Source organism: Klebsiella sp. SWET4 (genome assembly GCF_024296565.1).
Classification (GTDB): Bacteria; Pseudomonadota; Gammaproteobacteria; order Enterobacterales; family Enterobacteriaceae; genus Klebsiella; species Klebsiella variicola.
In genome coordinates this window covers 112,695-130,430 of sequence record NZ_JANCOB010000008.1, presented here as the reverse complement: position 1 = coordinate 130,430, position 17,736 = coordinate 112,695, and the positions used below count along the sequence as shown (strand labels likewise).

Here is a 17,736-nt window from a genome sequence, read left to right as displayed (position 1 = left end):
CGCTGTGCTGGAATTCCTGACGGAGAACCTGCATGTCGGTATTGCAATTATCGCTTAACGAGGCGCGCCACCTCCATCTCGCGGCGCAGGGGTTGTTAAAGAAGCCCCGACGTCGCGCTCGCCCGAAAGACATTCTTTCCACCATCCAGCAGATGTCGCTGCTGCAAATCGATACCATCAACGTGGTGGCCCGCAGCCCCTATCTGGTGCTGTTCAGCCGCCTCGGCAGCTATCCGCAGCACTGGCTGGATGAGTCGTTGCGCAGCGGCGAGCTAATGGAATACTGGGCGCATGAAGCCTGCTTTCTACCGCGCAGCGATTTCGCCCTGGTGCGCCATCGCATGTTGAATCCCGACAATATGGGCTGGAAATACCATCGCGCGTGGATGGAGGAGCATGCCGGGAGTATTGCAGAGCTGCTGGCGCATATCGGGCAAAACGGCCCGGTTCGCTCGGCGGATTTTATCCACCCGCGCAAAGGCGCCAGCGGCTGGTGGGAGTGGAAACCGCATAAGCGCCATCTGGAAGGGCTGTTTACCGCCGGCGAAGTGATGGTGGTGGAACGACGCAATTTTCACCGCGTGTATGATTTAACCCAGCGGGTGATGCCGGACTGGGATGACGAACGCGACGCGCTGTCCCGCGAAGACGCAGAGGCCATCATGCTGCGCAACAGCGCCCGCAGCCTCGGTATCTTTCGTCCCCAGTGGCTGGCCGATTACTATCGCTTGCGCCAGCCGTCGCTACCGGGTCTGCTGGCTGCCTGGCAGGAAGAGGGCCTGGTGGTGCCGGTTAACGTGGAAGCACTCGGCGAGATGTGGTTGCATCGCGACGCGCTGGCGCAGCTTGAGTCAGCGCCTGGCGGTAAGCTGATCGCCAGCCATAGCGCCGTGCTCTCTCCTTTTGACCCGGTGGTCTGGGATCGGAAACGCGCGGAGCAACTCTTCAACTTCAGCTATCGCCTGGAGTGCTATACCCCAGCGCCGAAGCGGCAGTATGGCTACTTCGTACTGCCCCTGCTGCACCAGGGAAAACTGGTTGGGCGGATGGACAGTAAAATACATCGCAAAAGCCAGGAGCTGGAGATCTTCTCCCTGTGGCTGGAGGAGGGGGTGAAGATCACCCGTGGCCTTGAGCAGGGGCTGCGCCGGGCGATTAACGACTTCGCGCGATGGCAATCGGCGGAGCGGATCCTGTGCCGACGCTTGCCGGAAGGGCTGTTTGTCGGCCAGGAGCAGGGGTGGGAAATCAACGCCGATTGATCCCGGCGCCGACCTTCCTGTGATATGCTGCTGTGAAATCTATCCGGTCCATCAGGAGGAAACATGGATCACCGTTTACTTGAAATCATCGCCTGCCCGGTCTGTAACGGTAAGCTGTATTACAGTCAGGATAAGCAAGAACTTATTTGCAAACTTGATAGTCTGGCGTTTCCGCTGCGCGATGGTATTCCTGTGCTGCTGGAGACAGAGGCCCGAGCGCTGACGGTTGAAGAGAGTCACTCATGAGTTTCGTGGTTATTATTCCTGCGCGTTTCGCCTCTACGCGCCTGCCGGGAAAACCACTGCAGGACATTAACGGCAAACCGATGATTGTCCACGTGCTGGAGCGCGCGCGCGAATCCGGCGCGGATCGCATTATTGTCGCCACCGATCATCCGGACGTAGCCAGCGCCGTTGAAGCGGCGGGTGGTGAAGTGTGCATGACCCGCGCCGATCACCAGTCCGGCACCGAACGGCTGGCGGAAGTGGTGGAGAAGTGCGCGTTCAGCGATGACACTATTATCGTCAATATTCAGGGCGATGAGCCGATGATCCCCCCGGCGATCGTCCGCCAGGTGGCGGAGAATCTGGCGTCCAGCAGCAGTGGAATGGCGACGCTGGCGGTACCGATCCACGATGCGGAAGAGGCGTTTAATCCAAATGCGGTGAAAGTGGTGATGGATGCGCAAGGTTATGCGCTTTATTTCTCCCGTGCCACCATACCCTGGGATCGCGATCGCTTTGCTCACTCCCGCGAGACCATCGGTGATTCCCTGCTGCGTCACATCGGCATTTATGGCTACCGCGCTGGCTTTATTCGCCGCTATGTTAGCTGGGCGCCGAGCCCGCTGGAGCAGATTGAAATGCTCGAGCAGCTGCGGGTGCTGTGGTATGGCGAGAAAATCCATGTTGCCGTGGCGGCAGAAGTGCCCGGCACCGGTGTGGATACCCCGGAAGATCTGGAGCGCGTCCGCGCTGAACTGCGTTAATCCCCTGTCCCCTCCTTGCAGGGGGGGATATCCCCGCCGGTTTTTCGCTTTTTTTGTCCCTTTTTGATCTTATTCGATGACAACCCAGGTGCGGGCGCTCATTATGAAACCAGTAGTGTTCATAGGGGTAATCGACAATGGAACAGTTGCGAACCGAACTCAGTCACCTGCTTGGCGAAAAGCTGAGCCGGGTGGAGTGTGTCAGTGAAAAACCCGCTACGGCGCTGTGGTCCCTGTACGACGCGCAGGGAAACCCGATGCCGCTGCTGGCGCGCAGTTTCACCACGCCCGGTGTGGCGCGGCAACTGGCATGGAAGATCTCCACCCTCGCGCGCAGTGGTACAGTGCGCATGCCGGTGGTTTACGGCGTGATGACGCATGAAGAGCATCCCGGGCCGGATGTGCTGCTGCTTGAGCGCTTGCGCGGCGTTCCGGTGGAGGCCCCCACGCGCACACCAGCGCGCTGGGAGCAACTGCAGGAGCAAATCGTCGAGGCGCTGCTCGCCTGGCATCGTCAGGACAGCGGCGGCTGCGTAGGAATGGTCGACAATACCCAGGACAATCTGTGGTCGAACTGGTACCGCCAGCGGGTAGAGATGCTGTGGAGCACCCTGAACCTGTATCAGGATACCGGCCTGACGATGCAGGATAAGCGTATTTTGTTCCGCTCCCGCGAGTGCCTTCCGGAGCTGTTTCGCGATTTCAATGACAATGCCGTGCTGGTACACGGTAATTTCACCTTGCGCAGTATGCTGAAAGACCCACGCAGCGATCAGCTGCTGGCGATGGTGGGCCCGGGGATGATGCTGTGGGCGCCACGCGAGTATGAACTGTTCCGCCTTGCAGAAGGCGGCCAGGCGGAACAGTTGCTGTGGCGCTACCTGCAGCAGGCGCCAGTTTCCGAGGCCTTTGTCTGGCGGCGCTGGCTCTATCTGCTGTGGGATGAGGTGGATAATCTGGTCAATACCGGGCGCTTTGACCGCGCCCGTTTCGACCTCGCGACAAAATCACTCCTGCCCTGGCTCGCCTGAGCCACCTTTCAGCCATTGCCAGACGCGACCGAGGGTTTCATAGCCGACCCGGTCGCTGTGCATCAGCCATACCGGGGAGGGGATGGCTCGCTCCCACGGATTAAGCGGCGAGGTCACCGCTAACTGATTTGCCGGCGCGGGCAGGGGATCCAGACCGGCATGACGAAAGAAAATCATCGCCCGTGGCAGGTGGGACGCCGAAGTGACCAGCAGGAAGGGCGCATCGCCGATGGCGCGCTTCACCGCCTGCGCTTCCTCTTCTGTATCTTTCGGCCGATCGAGCACGATGATATCGCTGCGTGGTACGCCGAGGCTCTCGGCCACTCTCGCCCCAGCTTCTGCCGTGCTGACGGGATTCGTTTTCGCTGCCGCGCCGGTGAAGATCATTTTCGACCCGGGATTCGCCTGCCACAGGCGAATGCCCTCCGTCAGGCGCGGCAGGCTGTTATTGATAAGATTAGAGCTTGGCGCCCACTCCGGATTCCAGGTATAGCCGCCGCCCAACACCACCACGTAGCTCACCGGCTGCTCGCCGCGCCAGGTGGGGTAGCTATCTTCAATCGGTTTCAACAGGCTGTCGGCCACCGGTTGCAGGCTCAGCAGCGCCAGCAGCAGCCAGCCGAGGCTCACGCATAGCTTGCCGGTACGTTGAAAGCGGCTGAACCATAACAGCGCGATCCCGATCCCGATCAGCAACAGCAGGGCGGGAAGCGGCAACAGCAGACCGCCGACGATCTTTTTTAGCGTGAAAAGCATGCCAGATGGTTCCTTTTTTAACCATATAACCAAAGTTATGTTCGGATCTTATAACAGATCGCTTCATTCTCGGCGTGGGTATGACAAAATAGCGGTTTTGTGTTGGCTTGTGGAGTCGCCCGTGCAGGATCGCAATTTCGATGACATTGCTGAAAAGTTTTCGCGCAATATTTACGGCACCACAAAAGGTCAGCTGCGCCAGGCGATCCTCTGGCAGGATCTGGAACCGCTGCTGGCGCAGCTGGGGCCGGGACCGCTGAGGGTGCTGGATGCCGGCGGCGGCGAAGGGCAAACGGCCATTAAAGTGGCGCTACTGGGCCATCAGGTGACGCTGTGCGATCTCTCCGCTGAAATGGTGGCGCGCGCCCGCCAGGCGGCCGTCGATAAAGGTGTGATCGACAACATGCATTTTGTACAATGCGCGGCTCAGGATATTGCGCAGCATTTGGAAAGCCCGGTTGATCTGGTACTGTTTCATGCGGTGCTGGAGTGGGTGGCGGAGCCCCAGGAGGTGCTGCGTACGCTGTGGTCGACACTGCGTCCTGGCGGTGGGCTGTCGTTGATGTTCTACAATGCTAACGGCCTGCTGATGCACAATATGGTGGCCGGTAATTTCGATTACGTACAATTGGGCATGCCAAAAAAGAAAAAACGCACGCTGTCGCCGGATTATCCGCGTGAGCCGCAGCAGGTTTATCACTGGCTGGAAGAGATTGGCTGGCAGATTGTCAGCAAAACCGGCGTGCGGGTGTTTCATGATTATCTGCGTGAAAAACGCCAACAGCATGACAGCTATGCGGCGCTGCTGGAGCTGGAAACGCGCTACTGTCGTCAGGAGCCGTATCTCAGCCTGGGCCGTTATATTCATGTCACCGCGCTTAAGAGCCAGGCTCATAGCCGCAGATGCAAGGATAAAGTATGAGTGAATTTTCCCAGACAGTCCCCGAACTGGTTGCCTGGGCCAGGAAAAATGATTTTTCTATCTCGCTGCCGGTCGACAGACTCTCTTTTCTGCTGGCGGTCGCCACGCTGAACGGCGAACGGCTGGAAGGGGAAATGAGCGAGGGAGAACTGGTGGATGCGTTCCGCCACGTCAGTGATGCGTTTGAGCAGACCAGCGAAACCATCAGCCAGCGCGCCAATAATGCGATCAACGATTTGGTGCGCCAGCGTCTGCTGAACCGCTTTACCAGCGAAATTACCGAAGGCAATGCGATCTATCGCCTGACGCCGTTGGGGATCGGGATCACCGATTACTATATCCGTCAGCGTGAATTCTCGACGCTGCGTCTCTCGATGCAGCTGTCGATCGTCGCCGGCGAGCTGAAGCGTGCGGCGGATGCGGCAGAAGAGGGCGGGGATGAGTTCCACTGGCATCGCAATGTTTTCGCTCCGCTGAAATATTCCGTGGCGGAAATTTTCGACAGCATCGACCTGACGCAGCGCATTATGGATGAGCAGCAGCAGCTGGTGAAAGACGATATCGCACAGTTGTTAAATAAAGACTGGCGCGCGGCGATTTCCAGCTGTGAACTGCTGCTGTCGGAAACCTCTGGCACCCTGCGCGAACTGCAGGATACGCTGGATGCGGCGGGGGATAAACTGCAGGCGAATCTGCTGCGCATTCAGGATTCGACCATGGCGCGCGACGATTTGCATTTTGTCGACCGGTTGGTATTCGACCTGCAAAGCAAACTCGACCGCATCGTCAGCTGGGGTCAGCAGGCGATTGACCTGTGGATCGGCTACGACCGCCATGTGCACAAGTTTATCCGTACCGCTATCGATATGGATAAGAACCGCGTCTTCGCCCAGCGTCTGCGCCAGTCGGTACAGACCTATTTTGATGAACCGTGGGCGCTGACTTACGCCAACGCCGACCGTCTGCTGGATATGCGCGATGAAGAGATGGCGCTGCGCGATGAAGAGGTCACCGGCGAACTGCCGGCGGATCTCGAATTTGAAGAGTTTAACGAAATTCGCGAGCAGCTGGCGGCGCTGATCGAAGCGCAGTTGGCGGTCTATAAAGAGAAGGGAATACCGCTGGACCTCGGCCTGGTGGCGCGGGAGTTCCTGGCGCAGTATCCGCGCGGACGTCACTTCGACGTGGCGCGGATCGTCGTGGATCAGGCGGTACAGCTGGGCGTCGCCCAGGCAGATTTCACCGGACTGCCGGCAAAATGGCAGCCGATTAATGATTACGGAGCCAAGGTACAGGCGCATGTCATTGACAAATATTGAACAAGTGATGCCGGTTAAGCTGGCGCAGGCGTTGGCCAATCCGTTATTTCCGGCGCTGGACAGCGCCCTGCGCGCGGGCCGTCATATCGGTCTCGACGAGCTGGATAATCACGCATTTTTGATGGATTTCCAGGATTACCTGGAAGAATTTTACGCTCGCTATAACGTCGAGTTGATCCGCGCACCGGAAGGGTTCTTCTATCTGCGCCCGCGCTCCACCACGCTGATTTCGCGCTCGGTGCTGTCGGAGCTGGATATGATGGTGGGCAAAATTCTTTGCTATCTCTATCTCAGCCCGGAGCGCCTGGCAAACGAAGGGATTTTCACCCAGCAGGAGCTCTATGACGAACTGCTGACCCTGGCGGATGAAGCCAGGCTGCTGAAGCTGGTGAACAATCGTTCCACCGGTTCGGATCTGGACCGCCAGAAGCTGCAGGAAAAAATGCGCGCGTCGCTTAACCGCCTGCGCCGCCTGGGGATGGTGTGGTTTATGGGCCATGACAGCAGCAAGTTTCGCATTACCGAATCGGTATTCCGCTTTGGCGCCGATGTGCGCGCCGGCGACGACCCGCGCGAGGCGCAGCGCCGCCTGATCCGCGACGGGGAAGCGATGGCTCTGGAAAATCACCTGCAGCTCAATGATGAGAATGAAGAAAACCAGCCGGATAGCGGGGAGGAAGAGTAATGATTGAACGCGGTAAGTTTCGCTCGCTAACGCTGGTGAACTGGAACGGTTTCTTTGCCCGGACCTTTGATCTTGATGAACTGGTGACCACCCTCTCCGGGGGGAACGGCGCGGGTAAGTCCACGACCATGGCGGCTTTCGTCACGGCGCTGATCCCGGATTTAACCCTGCTGCACTTCCGTAACACCACTGAAGCGGGGGCCACCAGCGGCTCACGCGATAAAGGCCTGCATGGTAAGCTGCGCGCCGGGGTGTGTTACTCGGTACTCGATGTGATCAACTCCCGCCACCAGCGCGTGGTGGTCGGCGTGCGCCTACAACAGGTCGCCGGACGCGATCGTAAAGTCGATATTAAGCCGTTCGCCATTCAGGGACTGCCGACCTCTATCCTGCCGACCCAGCTGTTGACCGAAACGCTGAACGATCGTCAGGCGCGCGTGGTCAGTCTCAATGAGCTGAAAGACAAACTCGAGGCGATGGAAGGCGTCCAGTTTAAACAGTTCAACTCGATCACCGAATATCACTCGCTAATGTTCGATCTGGGCGTGGTGGCGCGTCGTCTGCGTTCCGCCTCCGATCGTAGCAAATACTACCGCCTGATTGAGGCCTCGCTGTACGGCGGGATCTCCAGCACCATTACCCGCTCGCTGCGCGACTACCTGCTGCCGGAAAACAGCGGCGTGCGTAAAGCGTTCCAGGATATGGAAGCGGCGCTGCGGGAAAACCGCATGACGCTGGAAGCCATTCGCGTAACCCAGTCTGACCGCGATCTGTTTAAACACCTGATCAGCGAAGCCACCAACTACGTGGCGGCGGACTATATGCGTCACGCCAACGAGCGGCGCATTCACCTGGATAAGGCGCTGGAGTATCGTCGCGATCTCTTTACCTCGCGTTCGCAGTTGGCGGCCGAGCAGTATAAGCACGTCGAGATGGCGCGCGAGCTGCAGGAGCACAACGGCGCGGAGGGCGATCTGGAAGCCGATTACCAGGCCGCCAGCGATCACCTGAACCTGGTGCAGACCGCCCTGCGTCAGCAGGAAAAAATTGAGCGCTACGAAGCGGATCTCGATGAGCTGCAGATCCGTCTGGAAGAGCAGAATGAAGTGGTGGCGGAAGCCACCGACCTGCAGGAAGAGAACGAAGCCCGCGCCGAAGCCGCTGAACTGGAAGTGGATGAGCTGAAAAACCAGCTCGCCGACTATCAGCAGGCGCTCGACGTCCAGCAGACCCGCGCCATTCAGTATAACCAGGCGCTGCAGGCGCTGGAGCGCGCGAAGGCGCTGTGCCATCTGCCGGATCTGACGCCAGAGAGCGCCGACGAGTGGCTGGAAACCTTCCAGGCGAAAGAGCAGGAAGCGACGGAGAAAATGCTGTCGCTGGAACAGAAAATGAGCGTGGCGCAAACCGCGCACAGCCAGTTCGAACAGGCGTACCAGCTGGTGGCGGCGATTAACGGCCCGCTGGCGCGTAATGAAGCCTGGGACGTGGCGCGCGAATTGCTGCGCGACGGCGTTAACCAGCGCCACCAGGCCGAGCAGGCGCAGGGGCTGCGCAGCCGTCTCAACGAGCTGGAACAGCGTCTGCGCGAGCAGCAGGACGCCGAGCGTCAGCTGGCTGAGTTCTGCAAACGCCAGGGCAAACGCTACGATATCGACGATCTGGAAACGCTGCATCAGGAGCTGGAAGCGCGCATCGCGTCGCTGGCCGACAGCGTCTCTAACGCTCAGGAACAGCGCATGACCCTGCGTCAGGAGCTGGAGCAACTGCAGTCGCGCACCCAGACGCTGATGCGCCGGGCGCCGATCTGGCTGGCGGCGCAGAACAGTCTCAACCAGCTGTGCGAGCAGAGCGGCGAACAGTTTGAGTCCGGCCAGGAGGTCACCGAATACCTGCAGCAGCTGCTGGAGCGTGAGCGTGAGGCTATCGTTGAACGTGACGAGGTCGGCGCCCGCAAGCGTGCCATCGACGAAGAGATCGAGCGACTCAGTCAGCCGGGCGGCTCTGAAGACCCGCGTCTGAACGCGCTGGCGGAGCGCTTTGGCGGCGTCCTGTTGTCGGAAATTTATGACGACGTTAGCCTCGAAGATGCGCCGTACTTCTCCGCGCTGTATGGCCCATCGCGCCATGCGATCGTGGTGCCGGATCTGTCGCAGGTGGCGGAGCAGCTCGAAGGGCTGGAAGATTGTCCGGAAGACCTGTATCTGATCGAAGGCGATCCGCAGTCCTTCGACGACAGCGTGTTCAGCGTTGACGAGCTGGAAAAAGCGGTGGTGGTGAAGATTGCCGACCGCCAGTGGCGTTATTCACGTTTCCCAACGCTGCCGCTGTTTGGTCGCGCGGCGCGCGAAAATCGCATCGAAACACTGCATGCTGAGCGTGAGAGTCTCTCCGAGCGTTTCGCGACCCTGTCGTTCGACGTGCAGAAAACCCAGCGTCTTCACCAGGCTTTCAGCCGCTTCATTGGCAGCCATCTGGCGGTGGCTTTCGAGGACGATCCGGAAGAAGAGATCCGCAAGCTTAACAGCCGCCGCGGCGAGCTGGAGCGTGCGCTGAACGCCCATGAGAGCGATAACCAACAGAACCGCGTGCAGTATGAGCAGGCGAAAGAGGGCGTGTCGGCGCTCAACCGCCTGCTGCCGCGCCTGAACCTGCTGGCGGATGATACGCTGGCTGACCGCGTGGACGAGATCCAGGAACGTCTGGACGAAGCGCAGGAGGCAGTGCGCTTTATTCAGCAGCATGGCAATCAGCTGGCGAAGCTGGAGCCGATCGTCTCGGTATTGCAGAGCGATCCGGAGCAGTTTGAGCAGCTGAAAGAAGATTACGCCTATGCGCAGCAAACCCAGCGCGATGCGCGTCAGCAGGCCTTTGCGCTGGCGGAAGTCGTGCAGCGCCGGGCCCACTTCAGCTACTCCGATTCGGCGGAGATGCTCAGTGGCAACAGCGATCTCAACGAGAAGCTGCGCCAGCGTCTGCAACAAGCGGAATCTGAGCGTAGCCGCGCGCGCGAAGCGATGCGTAGCCACGTTGCGCAGTTGAACCAGTACAACCAGGTGCTGGCGTCGCTGAAGAGCTCGTATGACACCAAAAAAGAGCTGCTCAACGATCTGTATAAAGAGCTGCAGGATATCGGCGTGCGTGCCGATGCCGGGGCGGAAGAGCGCGCGCGTCAGCGTCGTGACGAGCTGCACACGCAGCTGAGCAACAACCGCTCCCGTCGCAATCAGCTGGAAAAAGCGTTGACCTTCTGCGAAGCGGAAATGGACAACCTGACCCGTAAACTGCGCAAGCTGGAACGCGATTACTGCGAAATGCGTGAGCAGGTTGTCAGCGCCAAGGCGGGCTGGTGCGCGGTGATGCGTCTGGTGAAAGACAATGGCGTCGAACGTCGTCTGCATCGCCGCGAACTGGCCTATCTCTCTGCCGACGAACTGCGTTCGATGTCGGATAAGGCGCTCGGTGCGCTGCGTCTGGCGGTCGCCGATAACGAACATCTGCGCGACGTGCTGCGTATTTCGGAAGATCCGAAACGTCCGGAGCGCAAAATCCAGTTCTTCGTCGCCGTCTATCAGCATCTGCGCGAGCGTATCCGTCAGGATATTATTCGTACCGATGACCCGGTGGAAGCGATCGAGCAGATGGAGATCGAGCTCAGTCGTCTGACCGAAGAGCTGACCAACCGCGAACAGAAGCTGGCGATCAGTTCCCGCAGCGTGGCGAACATTATTCGCAAAACCATTCAGCGTGAGCAGAACCGTATCCGGATGCTCAACCAGGGGCTGCAGAGCGTGTCGTTCGGCCAGGTCAACAGCGTGCGTCTGAACGTCAACGTGCGCGAGACCCACTCGACGCTGCTGGATGTCCTGTCTGAACAGCATGAGCAACATCAGGATCTGTTTAACAGCAATCGCCTGACCTTCTCGGAAGCGCTGGCCAAGCTGTATCAGCGCCTCAACCCGCAGATCGACATGGGGCAGCGCACGCCGCAAACCATCGGCGAAGAGCTACTCGACTACCGCAACTATCTGGAGATGGAAGTGGAAGTTAACCGCGGCTCCGACGGCTGGCTGCGCGCGGAGTCCGGCGCGCTGTCGACCGGGGAAGCGATCGGTACCGGGATGTCGATTCTGGTAATGGTGGTGCAGAGCTGGGAAGATGAGTCTCGTCGCCTGCGCGGCAAGGATATCTCGCCTTGCCGTCTGCTGTTCCTCGATGAAGCGGCGCGTCTCGACGCCCGCTCCATCGCCACGTTGTTCGAGCTGTGCGAACGTCTGGAGATGCAGCTGATTATCGCGGCGCCGGAAAATATCAGCCCGGAAAAAGGCACGACCTATAAACTGGTGCGTAAAGTGTTTAATAATCACGAACACGTACACGTTGTCGGCCTGCGCGGTTTTGCCGCACCGGTACCGGAAGCACTGCCGGGAACGGCCGACGCCTCCTGAGGCTGCGGCTAAATTCTGGCGGCTAAGCGCTGAAAAGGGCAACGTTAAGTTGCCCTTTTTGCTATCCAGCCTGGTATGTCTGGGTGGTATAATCTTTAAGCTTCTTTACATTAGGTAAGGCAAAAGCCTTTTCGTCTTTATATACTGTGATAAAGCCCACTAATTTGTGGGCGGCAATGTGTGACAACAGGGGGCAAGGGATGTTGCTAAAGAAACGGTATGGTCGTCCATTGTCAGCGCTCAGCCTGAGCCTGGCACTGGCATTTGCTCCGCTGTTCAATGTCCAGGCCGCAGAGCCTGAAGTCGTACCTGGTGATAGCTCCGCTACGCCTGGAGAGCTTTCCGTCGCGCTGACGCAAAGCGATGGGCAATCGCCGGCGGTCGCGAAGCTGGCCGGTGAGCAGCCGCTGTCGATGGAGGCGGCCGCAAACAGTCGCGCCCAGATCGAGGCGCTGTTGCCGGCAGGGTACAAACCTGTCTTTATCAATCCGCTGGTGTCGCTGTACGCCGCCAGGGATATGAAACCGATGTGGGAGAACCGCGAGGCGGTGCAGGCGTTCCAGCAGCAGCTGGCGGAGATCGCCATCGCCGGTTTTCAGCCGCAGTTTACCACCTGGGTCAGCCTGCTGACCGATCCCGCCGTCAGCGGCATGGCGCGCGATGTGGTGTTGTCGGATGCCATGATGGGCTATTTGCACTTTATCAGCGGCATCCCCACCCAGGGGACCCGCTGGCTATATAGCTCGACGCCGTACAAGATGGCGACCCCGCCGCTATCGGTGATTAACCAGTGGCAGCTGGCGCTGGACAATGGCTCCCTGCCAGCGTTTATCGCTGGCCTGGCGCCGCATCATCCGCAGTATGAGGCCATGCACCAGTCGTTGTTGGCGCTGGTGGCTGATTCTCGCCCGTGGCCGCAGATGACCGGTAGCGGCTCGCTGCGCCCCGGCGAATGGAGCAATGATATCGGTGCCCTGCGCGAGATCCTCCAGCGTACCGGGATGCTGGACAATACCGCCAATATCGTTCTGCCCGGCGATGTGGTGAGCCCGTCGGCGAAGAAAAAGAGCAAACCCGCGGCGCGCGGCGTGTACGATCGCCAGCTGGTGGAGGGGGTTAAGCGCTTTCAGGCCATGCAGGGGCTGGGTGCGGATGGCGTCATTGGCCAGTCCACCCGCGACTGGCTCAACGTCTCTTCCGCGCAGCGTGCGGGGGTGCTGGCCTTGAATATTCAGCGTTTACGCCTGCTACCGGGCAAACTGTCGACCGGCATTATGGTGAATATTCCCGCTTTCTCGCTGGTCTATTACCAGGATGGCAGCCAGGTGCTGGCCTCGCGGGTGATCGTCGGGCGTCCGGACCGCAAAACGCCAATGATGAGCAGCGCGCTGAACAACGTGGTGGTCAATCCACCGTGGAACGTGCCGCCGACGCTGGCGCGCAAAGATATCCTGCCGAAGGTGCGTAACAATCCAGGCTATCTGGAGCAGCATGGCTACACCGTGATGCGCGGCTGGAACAGTAAAGAGACCATCGATCCTTATCGGGTCGACTGGTCGACCATCACCGAGAATAATTTACCGTTCCGTTTTCAGCAGGCGCCTGGAGCGCGTAACTCACTGGGCCGCTACAAGTTTAATATGCCGAGTTCAGATGCTATTTATCTGCACGATACGCCGAACCATAATCTGTTCCAGAAAGATGTTCGCGCGCTCAGCTCCGGCTGCGTACGCGTCAATAAGGCCTCGGAGCTGGCCAATATGTTGCTGCAGGACGCGGGCTGGAACGACACGCGTATTTCCGATGCCCTGAAGCAAGGGGACACGCGCTATGTCAATATTCGGCAAAATATACCGGTGAATTTATATTACTTAACGGCTTTTGTGGACGCTGATGGACGTACACAATATCGAACAGATATTTACAATTACGATCTCACCGCGCGATCCAGTGCACAAATTCTGACGAAAGCTGAACAATTAATCAGGTAAATGAAGTAGTTCAATGGATTTTGTTGTCCTAGCACTGGGTAAAAAAGGGCGCTGCTCCTCTGCAGCGCCCGATTTTCCTGGGGTGAGGCTGCCTTGACGTTGGCAATAATGCCCGGTAAGGTGCCTTTCGTGCGCCAGAAGTGCATATACATATCATTCCGCTCAATGCGTAGCGCGGTCAGCGCGAACGCTCTCCTTTGCCGGACAGCATCACGGCTGTGGCGAGCGATGGCGAGCTGGCGGTTAGCCTCGCGCGATGCGGAAAAAGTATATAACGATTCATTGACTGTAGACCTGATTATCATGGACAAATTTGACGCTAATCGCCGCAGATTGCTGGCGTTGGGTGGTGCTGCGCTGGGTGCTGCCGCCATTCTCCCTGCGCCGGCATTTGCCACCCTCTCGACCCCCCGTCCGCGTATTTTGACGCTGAATAACCTGCATACCGGTGAATCGCTCAAGGCGGAGTTTTTCGATGGCAGAGGCTATATTCAGGATGAATTAGCAAGACTTAATCATTTTTTCCGTGATTACCGCGCGAATAAAATTAAGTCCATCGATCCAAATCTGTTCGATCATCTTTATCGGTTGCAGGGATTGCTTGGCACCAACAAACCTGTCCAGCTTATTTCTGGTTATCGTTCCCTCGATACCAATGATGAGCTTCGCGCACGAAGCCGTGGTGTGGCAAAACACAGCTATCACACCAAGGGGCAGGCAATGGATTTCCATATTGAAGGTATTTCGTTAAGCAATATTCGCAAAGCGGCGTTATCTATGCGCGCAGGTGGTGTAGGATATTACCCACGTAGTAACTTTGTGCATATTGATACCGGTCCCGTAAGGCACTGGTAACGAAAGGAGCGTCATGAACTATCGTATTATTCCGGTTACCGCGTTCGCGCAGAACTGTTCTCTCATCTGGTGCGAACAAACCCGCCTGGCGGCGCTGGTCGATCCTGGCGGCGATGCTGAACGTATCAAAGCGGTGGTGGCGGAGGCGGGCGTCACGCTGATGCAGATCCTGCTGACGCATGGCCATCTCGATCACGTCGGCGCCGCTGCGGAACTGGCGCAGCATTATGGCGTACCGGTTATTGGTCCGGAAAAAGAAGATGAGTTCTGGCTGGAAGGATTGCCGGCGCAAAGCCGGATGTTCGGCCTGGAGGATTGCCAGCCGCTGCGTCCGGATCGCTGGCTCAATGAAGGCGATGTGGTCAATGTAGGGAATGTGGCGCTGCAGGTACTGCACTGTCCGGGCCATACGCCGGGTCACGTTGTCTTCTTTGATGACGCTTCCCGATTGCTCATTTCCGGAGACGTGATTTTTAAAGGCGGGGTGGGGCGCAGCGATTTTCCACGCGGCGACCATGGACAGTTGATTGCGGCCATTAAGGATAAGCTGTTGCCGCTGGGCGATGACGTGACCTTTATTCCCGGCCATGGTCCGCTGTCGACGCTGGGTGAGGAACGTCGTAACAACCCGTTCCTGCAGGATGAGATGCCGGTCTGGTAACAGACATGACGCGAACACATAAAAAAGGCCGCATTCGCGGCCTTTTTCTTTTATCTCGCTTAGAGCACGCTGTCGCTTACAGTACTGCGACGATGGCTTCGCACAGCGGCGCCATATTGTCAGGCGTCATCCCGGCCACGTTGATACGTCCGGAAGCAACCGCATAGATGGCGAACTCTTCACGCAGGCGCAGCACCTGCTCTTTAGTCAGGCCGCTGAATGAGAACATGCCGTTCTGCTGGCTGATAAAGCTGAAGTCGCGGCTCGCGCCTTTCTCCTGCAGGGTGTTGACGAACAGCAGGCGCATACGCTGGATGCGCTGGCGCATATCGGTCAGCTCCTGCTCCCAGATCGCACGCAGCGCATCGTTGCTCAGAATGGTGGCGACCACGGAGGCGCCATGCGCAGGCGGGTTGGAGTAGTTGGCGCGGATCACCGATTTCATCTGACTGAATGCGCGGTCCACGGCCTCCTGATCGGTGGCGACCAGCGTGCAGGCGCCGACGCGCTCATTGTACAGGCCAAAGTTTTTCGAGTAGGAGCTGGCGACCAGCAGCTCTTTGTGCAGCGCAGCAAAGGCGCGCAGACCTTCAGCATCTTCTTCCAGACCGCGGGCGAAGCCCTGGTAGGCGAAATCAAACAGCGGGAGCCAGCCTTTTTCCACTGACAGCTGAGCCAGCTGCTGCCACTGGTCGAGCGTCGGATCGATACCGGTCGGGTTGTGGCAGCAGCCGTGGAACAGCACCACGTCGCCGGCCTGGGCTTCGGTCAGGCTGGCCAGCAGACCCTCAAAGTCCAGCGCATGGTTAGCGGCGTCGTAGTAGGTATATTCGCGCACTTCCAGCCCGGCAGAGGTAAACACGCTCTTGTGGTTCGGCCAGCTTGGGTTGCTCACCCACACGCGTTTCACGTCGGTGTTTTTGGCGAGGAAGTCAGCCGCGACACGCAGAGCGCCAGTACCGCCTGGGGTCTGCGCAGTACGGGCGCGTTTATCAGCGATAATCGCATTGCCTTTACCGAACAGCAGCTCCTGGGTGCAGCGACCAAATTCAGGAATACCATCGATGCCCAGATAGTTTTTAGTCGTTTCATTTTCCAGCAGGTACTGCTCTGCTTTCTTGACGCTGGTCAGAACGGGTGTTTTACCGGTTTCATCCTTGTAAACACCAATTCCGAGGTTAATTTTTTCAGGGCGGTCATCGGCACGAAACAGATCGGCCAGACCTAAAATCGGGTCGGCTGGGGCGGCGGTAATGTTCTCAAACATGACGAGGTTCCATTGTGATTACTGAAGGGAAATCCGCTATCAGGTTAACGGGAGAATAACGAATTGCCAACCGTTTGCGACAAAAAGCGAGAAGGTTTTCGAAAGATACGATCTTTGCCTCACGAATACAGAAAAGCAGGACCGAAGTCCTGCTTTGAAGGCATATCACGAAGGGGTGTACTGCAGATTAGAACTGGTAAACGATACCCACGGCCGCCTGGTCGTCGGTGGCTACGCCAGCCGCTTTGGTGTAATCGTTGTCGTCCAGCTGGTTGAATTTATACGCAGCGTAGACGTTCATGTTCTTGTTGAAGTAGTACCAGGTACCCACTTCGATGTATTTAACCAGATCCGCATCGCCGCCGGAGAAGCCAGCACGTGACTGCAGGTCTTTACCTTTGGTCTGCACGTAACCGATGGACGGACGCAGGCCGAAGTCGAACTGATACTGTACGACAGCTTCAAAGTTCTGGGTTTTGCCCGCGAAGTGGTTATCTTCTTCCGGAGTCATGTTGTAGGTCTGAGAGTACATGACCGCTGCATAGACGTTGTTGGCGTCATATTTTGCAGAGGTTGCCCAGGCTTCGGCTTTGTCGCCATTGCCGTCAGCTTTCTGATCGACGCTACGGTTGGAGCCGGAGTAGCCTGCAGACAGTGCGATACCGTTGTCGAACGCGTAAGTGGCTGCGGTGCTGAAGCCGTCGCCATTCTGCTTGCGAACCGCACGGTCGTGGTCGTTTTTACCCTGGTACTGCAGCGCGAAGCTCAGGCCGTCAACCAGACCAAAGAAGTCAGAGTTACGGTAGGTTGCCACGCCGTTGGTACGGCCGGTCATGTAGTTGTCGGTGTAGTTCCAGCCGTCGCCGCCCCATTCAACCAGCATATCGGTTGCTGCTTCGACGTCGTAGATCGCGCCGTAGTTACGGCCGTAGTCGAATGAACCGTATTCGCCCGCTTTCAGACCCGCGAACGCCAGACGGGTTTTCGTCGGCTGGGAACCTTCAACATTGGACGCATCCATGTTGTATTCCCACTGGCCGTAACCGGTCAGCTGATCGTTGATCTGAGTTTCGCCTTTCAGGCCGATACGGGCATAGGTGGTATCGTCGCTGCTGGTGTCGCCATTGGTGGTCCAGACGTGCTCGCCGACCATTTTCCCATAGAAGTCCAGTTTGTTGCCGTTTTTGTTATAGATTTCTGCAGCGTTGGCTGCACCGGCTACCAGCAGGGCAGGGATCACCACTGCCAGAATATTGCGCTTCATCATTATTTATTACCCTCATTAATATTTTTTATATGAACACGTGCCACTGCCGTCAATAAGTTCTGTCAATAAAAACTTACAGAACCATTGATGAGAGTTTGGTGTCTGAAGGCATCTTTCCATCCGCGACAACGTTTCGCTAGCCGGAAAATGCTACGAATATCTCATATGAGTAACAAAACGAAAAATCATGTAACTAAATGTGTATTTAGGGGAACTTTGTGAACTTAATCAAAATTCCGTTCCACCTGATGAGGTAAAACGTCATTGCTTATCTATCTATATG

At 57.8% G+C, this 17,736-nt stretch carries 14 protein-coding genes; 11 read left to right on the top strand and 3 right to left on the bottom strand.

Translation table 11 applies throughout. The features are described from left to right. Positions 1–32: 32 nt before the first annotated feature. The 4 genes from NKJ21_RS18440 (at position 33) to NKJ21_RS18425 (ending at position 3,282) form a co-directional block, all read left to right on the top strand. Positions 33–1,262, top strand: coding sequence for a winged helix-turn-helix domain-containing protein (locus NKJ21_RS18440; RefSeq protein WP_012542317.1), 1,230 nt, complete (start codon positions 33–35; stop codon positions 1,260–1,262). Positions 1,263–1,325: 63 nt separating this feature from the next. After that, positions 1,326–1,508 (top strand): protein YcaR, encoded by a 183-nt coding sequence (ycaR, locus tag NKJ21_RS18435; RefSeq protein ID WP_012542316.1) that lies wholly within the window; start codon positions 1,326–1,328, stop codon positions 1,506–1,508. Next, positions 1,505–2,251, top strand: a complete 747-nt coding sequence (gene kdsB / locus NKJ21_RS18430; protein WP_012542315.1) for a 3-deoxy-manno-octulosonate cytidylyltransferase — start codon at positions 1,505–1,507, stop codon at positions 2,249–2,251. The genes ycaR and kdsB overlap by 4 nt, the downstream gene beginning before the upstream one ends. Positions 2,252–2,388: 137 nt before the next feature. Beyond that, positions 2,389–3,282 carry a YcbJ family phosphotransferase gene (locus NKJ21_RS18425; protein ID WP_008805863.1) on the top strand — a complete coding sequence of 298 codons (894 nt, stop codon included), beginning with the start codon at positions 2,389–2,391 and terminating at the stop codon, positions 3,280–3,282. Here NKJ21_RS18425 and elyC read toward each other — a convergent pair. Continuing rightward, positions 3,259–4,038 carry an envelope biogenesis factor ElyC gene (elyC, locus tag NKJ21_RS18420; RefSeq protein WP_008805864.1) on the bottom strand — a complete coding sequence of 260 codons (780 nt, stop codon included), beginning with the start codon at positions 4,036–4,038 and terminating at the stop codon, positions 3,259–3,261. The two genes, NKJ21_RS18425 and elyC, sit on opposite strands and share 24 nt — an antisense overlap. A gap of 121 nt (positions 4,039–4,159) precedes the next feature. Between elyC and cmoM the strand changes: the two genes are divergently transcribed. The 7 genes from cmoM to NKJ21_RS18385 all read left to right on the top strand — a co-directional run bounded on the left by cmoM (position 4,160) and on the right by NKJ21_RS18385 (position 14,919). Continuing rightward, positions 4,160–4,960: a tRNA uridine 5-oxyacetic acid(34) methyltransferase CmoM gene (gene cmoM, locus NKJ21_RS18415; RefSeq protein WP_044612970.1), complete on the top strand. Its 801-nt coding sequence runs from the start codon at positions 4,160–4,162 to the stop codon at positions 4,958–4,960. Continuing rightward, a complete protein-coding gene (mukF, locus tag NKJ21_RS18410; protein ID WP_008805866.1) occupies positions 4,957–6,279 on the top strand; it encodes a chromosome partition protein MukF in 1,323 nt (440 codons plus the stop codon). The genes cmoM and mukF overlap by 4 nt, the downstream gene beginning before the upstream one ends. Beyond that, positions 6,260–6,964, top strand: a complete 705-nt coding sequence (gene mukE / locus NKJ21_RS18405) for a chromosome partition protein MukE (protein WP_032735144.1) — start codon at positions 6,260–6,262, stop codon at positions 6,962–6,964. The genes mukF and mukE overlap by 20 nt, the downstream gene beginning before the upstream one ends. Then, on the top strand, positions 6,964–11,412 hold the full coding sequence (mukB, locus tag NKJ21_RS18400; RefSeq protein ID WP_172870632.1) for a chromosome partition protein MukB: 4,449 nt from the start codon (positions 6,964–6,966) through the stop codon (positions 11,410–11,412). The genes mukE and mukB overlap by 1 nt, the downstream gene beginning before the upstream one ends. 200 nt (positions 11,413–11,612) lie before the next feature. Continuing rightward, positions 11,613–13,403, top strand: coding sequence for a L,D-transpeptidase (gene ldtD, locus NKJ21_RS18395; RefSeq protein ID WP_012542312.1), 1,791 nt, complete (start codon positions 11,613–11,615; stop codon positions 13,401–13,403). Positions 13,404–13,706: 303 nt separating this feature from the next. Next, a complete protein-coding gene (locus NKJ21_RS18390) occupies positions 13,707–14,258 on the top strand; it encodes a YcbK family protein (RefSeq protein WP_004201403.1) in 552 nt (183 codons plus the stop codon). 13 nt (positions 14,259–14,271) lie between these two features. Beyond that, positions 14,272–14,919 carry an MBL fold metallo-hydrolase gene (locus NKJ21_RS18385; protein ID WP_008805870.1) on the top strand — a complete coding sequence of 216 codons (648 nt, stop codon included), beginning with the start codon at positions 14,272–14,274 and terminating at the stop codon, positions 14,917–14,919. A 76-nt stretch (positions 14,920–14,995) separates the two neighbouring features. Here NKJ21_RS18385 and NKJ21_RS18380 read toward each other — a convergent pair whose 3' ends face one another. Together NKJ21_RS18380 and ompK35 are read right to left on the bottom strand one after the other, a co-directional pair. Further along, a complete protein-coding gene (locus NKJ21_RS18380) occupies positions 14,996–16,186 on the bottom strand; it encodes an amino acid aminotransferase (protein WP_023339853.1) in 1,191 nt (396 codons plus the stop codon). 187 nt (positions 16,187–16,373) lie between these two features. Further along, positions 16,374–17,453 (bottom strand): porin OmpK35, encoded by a 1,080-nt coding sequence (gene ompK35 / locus NKJ21_RS18375; RefSeq protein ID WP_008805872.1) that lies wholly within the window; start codon positions 17,451–17,453, stop codon positions 16,374–16,376. Positions 17,454–17,736: the final 283 nt, after the last annotated feature.

Coding starts and splice junctions, on each gene's coding strand:
- NKJ21_RS18380 (WP_023339853.1), bottom strand. CDS start 16,186: ATGTTTGAGAACATTACCGCCGCCCCAGCCGACCCGATTTTAGGTCTG.
- NKJ21_RS18440 (WP_012542317.1), top strand. CDS start 33: ATGTCGGTATTGCAATTATCGCTTAACGAGGCGCGCCACCTCCATCTC.
- mukE (WP_032735144.1), top strand. CDS start 6,260: ATGTCATTGACAAATATTGAACAAGTGATGCCGGTTAAGCTGGCGCAG.
- ycaR (WP_012542316.1), top strand. CDS start 1,326: ATGGATCACCGTTTACTTGAAATCATCGCCTGCCCGGTCTGTAACGGT.
- ldtD (WP_012542312.1), top strand. CDS start 11,613: ATGTTGCTAAAGAAACGGTATGGTCGTCCATTGTCAGCGCTCAGCCTG.
- NKJ21_RS18390 (WP_004201403.1), top strand. CDS start 13,707: ATGGACAAATTTGACGCTAATCGCCGCAGATTGCTGGCGTTGGGTGGT.
- kdsB (WP_012542315.1), top strand. CDS start 1,505: ATGAGTTTCGTGGTTATTATTCCTGCGCGTTTCGCCTCTACGCGCCTG.
- mukF (WP_008805866.1), top strand. CDS start 4,957: ATGAGTGAATTTTCCCAGACAGTCCCCGAACTGGTTGCCTGGGCCAGG.
- NKJ21_RS18385 (WP_008805870.1), top strand. CDS start 14,272: ATGAACTATCGTATTATTCCGGTTACCGCGTTCGCGCAGAACTGTTCT.
- elyC (WP_008805864.1), bottom strand. CDS start 4,038: ATGCTTTTCACGCTAAAAAAGATCGTCGGCGGTCTGCTGTTGCCGCTT.
- NKJ21_RS18425 (WP_008805863.1), top strand. CDS start 2,389: ATGGAACAGTTGCGAACCGAACTCAGTCACCTGCTTGGCGAAAAGCTG.
- mukB (WP_172870632.1), top strand. CDS start 6,964: ATGATTGAACGCGGTAAGTTTCGCTCGCTAACGCTGGTGAACTGGAAC.
- ompK35 (WP_008805872.1), bottom strand. CDS start 17,453: ATGATGAAGCGCAATATTCTGGCAGTGGTGATCCCTGCCCTGCTGGTA.